This is a genomic window from Microcystis sp. LE19-195.1E, assembly GCF_027532095.1.
Classification (GTDB): domain Bacteria; phylum Cyanobacteriota; class Cyanobacteriia; order Cyanobacteriales; family Microcystaceae; genus Microcystis; species Microcystis aeruginosa.
In genome coordinates this window covers 1-3,248 of sequence record NZ_JAPZSZ010000350.1, presented here as the reverse complement: position 1 = coordinate 3,248, position 3,248 = coordinate 1, and the positions used below count along the sequence as shown (strand labels likewise).

General features: G+C 44.0%; 4 protein-coding genes and 1 pseudogene. All 5 read right to left on the bottom strand.

The annotated features are described in order from the left end of the window. Window positions 1–138 (bottom strand): annotated as a pseudogene (locus O9300_RS18745) (photosystem II D2 protein (photosystem q(a) protein)); the annotation flags it as partial. Window positions 139–463: 325 nt separating this feature from the next. Beyond that, complete coding sequence (locus tag O9300_RS18740; protein WP_287973320.1) at window positions 464–1,225, bottom strand: lipoate--protein ligase family protein; 762 nt, start codon at window positions 1,223–1,225, stop codon at window positions 464–466. Further along, a complete protein-coding gene (locus O9300_RS18735) occupies window positions 1,188–1,664 on the bottom strand; it encodes a YbjN domain-containing protein (RefSeq protein WP_190719255.1) in 477 nt (158 codons plus the stop codon). Before O9300_RS18735 ends, O9300_RS18740 begins: the two co-directional genes overlap by 38 nt. Window positions 1,665–2,119: 455 nt before the next feature. After that, window positions 2,120–3,073, bottom strand: coding sequence for a J domain-containing protein (locus O9300_RS18730; RefSeq protein ID WP_190719258.1), 954 nt, complete (start codon window positions 3,071–3,073; stop codon window positions 2,120–2,122). Then, window positions 3,031–3,216, bottom strand: a complete 186-nt coding sequence (locus O9300_RS18725; RefSeq protein ID WP_409829434.1) for a hypothetical protein — start codon at window positions 3,214–3,216, stop codon at window positions 3,031–3,033. Before O9300_RS18725 ends, O9300_RS18730 begins: the two co-directional genes overlap by 43 nt. Between the last annotated feature and the right edge of the window lie 32 nt (window positions 3,217–3,248).

The window sequence follows — 3,248 nt, the reverse complement described above, 5'->3', positions numbered from 1 at the left end:
TCCACCTAGGGCCATGAAGGCGCAGGGGAAGAGTAGTAAACCAGACCAACCGATGAAGACGAAACGGTCTCTTTTGAGCCAGTCATCGAGAGCATCAAACAGCCCTCTTTCTGGGGCGCGTCCGACAGCAATGGTCATGGGTATTTTTCCTCTTGCTTAACTGAAATCAAGGGCAAGATTTCTTAACTTTTTTGAGTCTGGGATTACTCCCATTGTCTTATAAGATGGGGCGCTCAATTGACTGGATTAGCTTGACTAACCTAGCTGCGATCGCCTGTTAATCCTCACAAACTGTAAAAGATTAACGTTTCTTAAACTAGCACAAGCTAGACAATAATTTCGAGTTTGGTAAGATTTTGGTTCCTTGCGGTTTCTATCTACCTTTACTCATTATTAGCAAAAAATTACAAATCTATACAACTTGACTCATAATTGATTTTTTATGCACACAAAAACTTTTTTGTCAATGAGTATTTATATTTATTTTTTTAATTGATCGCCATTCCCAATCTTCGAGGGGTTGTTCTAGCAATTGACAATCAAAGCAATCCTCGGCGGCGGTTTTCAGGGTAGCGATAAGGGTTTCTAGGGTCAAATCTGGGTCTAAATTCAGCTTTTGAGGGGCAGCACCGGCGAAAACTTGCTCAAACAGCGAATTATCTTGCTCTAGCACCATCGAACCATGTTGGAGAACAGAGGAACCCTGTTGCAGTTGGGCGCTACCAATAAATTTATTCCCCCAATTATCGACTAAATCCGCATCGGTGGCTGTACCGAAACAGTTAGCAGAATGGATATATCCCCGGCCTGCAGCACCGTAGGACAATTCCAGACCGAGATTTTGCCAGCCTGTGATCAAAAATTGACAGATTTGACGGTAAACTTCCCCAACATTACCCTTCATCCCCGAATTTACCACCATATAAGTCAAATCCCCCTGATGTAGTACGGCCCGTCCACCGGTAGGACGACGAACTAGGGAGATTTTTTGACCTTGCCAAGTCAAATTACGCCAAAAATCGGGATATTGCCGTTGATGATAGCCCAAGGAAATAGCCGGGGGCGACCATTGATAAAAACGCAGAGTCGGGGGATGATGACCACAACGGTGTTGCTCTAGTAACCAAGAATCGATCGCCATTTGTAGCTCTGCCGATGAGATAATTGGAGGGATATAACGCCAAATTTTAGCTGCCACCAAAGGATTCTCGTAACATTTCATCATTATTATCTGCCACCGTCGCCACGAGAGTAATTGCCCGCGAAATCTCCCCAGCAGACAAATCGGCCACAGTGCGCTGAGAAATCACCACCACCTGATCATTCATAATGGCAAAATGAGATTCAAAGGTTTCGGCACAATTCATCGCTAATAACTTGCGGGTTAATCCCAATTCATCCTTAACGGGTAATTTGAGGACAGAAGACCACACCGTTAGAAAATCATCATCGCTTTCCCCAGTTAACTGTACAAATACCTCAACGCTACCATACTGAAACTTCCAAAGATAACCTTTGTCTGTATGTTGTACCATAGCAGTATCATTCTGCTGCAGAGTAGAAATAACCATTTCAATCATTTCTTGGTGACTGCTCGTACTAGCCAGAAATTCATCGGTCATTGACTCTATTGCTTCTGAAGTCGCTAAACTTTCCGTGGTCATAAAAATTCCCTAAACTCGATCGATCACAATCTTATCCCAAGAGAAAAGAAAAAAGTAAACAGCAAACAGTAAACAGCGAAAAGACAGGGGCTTGACCATTCTCTATATAGGGTCTGCTGAATAAATCTAAAAACCTCGTTGGATAATATCTTTAGGCTTTTTTGAAATCAAAAAGTGCCAGCCCTTGGAGTGATCAGGGGGGAAATTTAGGCACTTTTTCCCCGAAAATTAGGTAATTGACCCCCTGAAAATGGGTAAAACCCTAGATCCCACACCCCACACCCTGCCCCCACGAAAAACTTTTTGCCGCAAACCCTAACTATTACTGATCAGGGTAGATCTGTTTTGTCTGTCTATTTTGAGCTTGAGTCTCGGGCTGATCGTTTCTTTTCTCCTGTAACCCGCATTGGGTAACACGCGGGTTAAAATGAGAATTTGGTATCATACTTATACCGTTATGGTTTGATCTGGTTATTCTTTTTATCACCAAATAGAGACCAAAAACCGCCCTTGCGATCCCCTTCCTTTTTTTGTCCCTTCTGGTCTTCCATTTCAACATTAGGATTAACTACTTTATCTAGTTCCCGTTTGCACCTAATCACCGTCGCATCTTTGGGGCTGACTTGCCAGGCGCGATTGATATGAACCCGGGCCATGGAGAGTTGATTTTGTTGCAGGTAGGCTAAACCGAGCAGGGCGTGACAGATGCCATTATCTGGTTCTTGCCGCAGGGCATCGCGCAATTCTCGCAAAGCTTGGGCGGGGTTATTTTGGTCAAGAGAGGCTTGGGCGCGGCGAATATAGGCTTCTAGGGGCGATTCTTTGGCTTTAGCCTCGGCTGCCGTGATGAAAGTAGCCCCGACTAACTCGGACTGGTTAGGATTGCCTTGGGAGATAAAGACTTTCCGGGTGGTTTTCTTGTTGCCCTGACCTTCGGTTAACATCAGATAAACCAGATTGAGTTCACTGAGTTGGGCGATTTTCTGATAGGTATTTTCTAGGGCGGTATATTGATTGATCGCCAAGGATTGCAGGATTTTTTGATAGGCTAATTCATAGTTAGCGCTAGATTGGGCTAGTTTTCTAGCCGGTTCGCTACTGATGGTGATTTTACCCGCATCTCTCGCCATTGCCTTGCCCATTTGTGCTAAAATAAGCCGGAATTCTTCCCGAGATAGGTCACGGCCTAGATGTTCGTAGGCTGGGTTAACTAATTTGGCGAGTAACTGATTAGCCTGTTCCCTTTCGGCGGGGGTGTAAAGGCGACAGGTATCGGGGTGAAGTTTATAGGCAATTTTTAAGTAACGCTCGCGAATCTCCTCATGTTCGGCATCGATCGACACTCCTAAAACAGCGAAGTGATCGATTAAATCAAATTGAAATAATCCCTGGGAAATCGGAAAAGGCATACAGCTGGTCCTACTCTAATCACAATGATAATCGGGTTCTTCGTTACTTGGTATGGTTCGATAGGGGGGCATAAATCGACTAAATCCTTATCTGGTAAGAGACTTAATTGATTAGTTCGCTCTAGATCAAAAACAATTGACAAAAATCGCTAAATGCCTTTCTATATAAGGGTTA

Excerpts from the sequence above, each read along its gene's own strand:
- O9300_RS18740 (WP_287973320.1), bottom strand. The coding sequence starts at position 1,225 with ATGATGAAATGTTACGAGAATCCTTTGGTGGCAGCTAAAATTTGGCGT.
- O9300_RS18735 (WP_190719255.1), bottom strand. The coding sequence starts at position 1,664 with ATGACCACGGAAAGTTTAGCGACTTCAGAAGCAATAGAGTCAATGACC.
- O9300_RS18730 (WP_190719258.1), bottom strand. The coding sequence starts at position 3,073 with ATGCCTTTTCCGATTTCCCAGGGATTATTTCAATTTGATTTAATCGAT.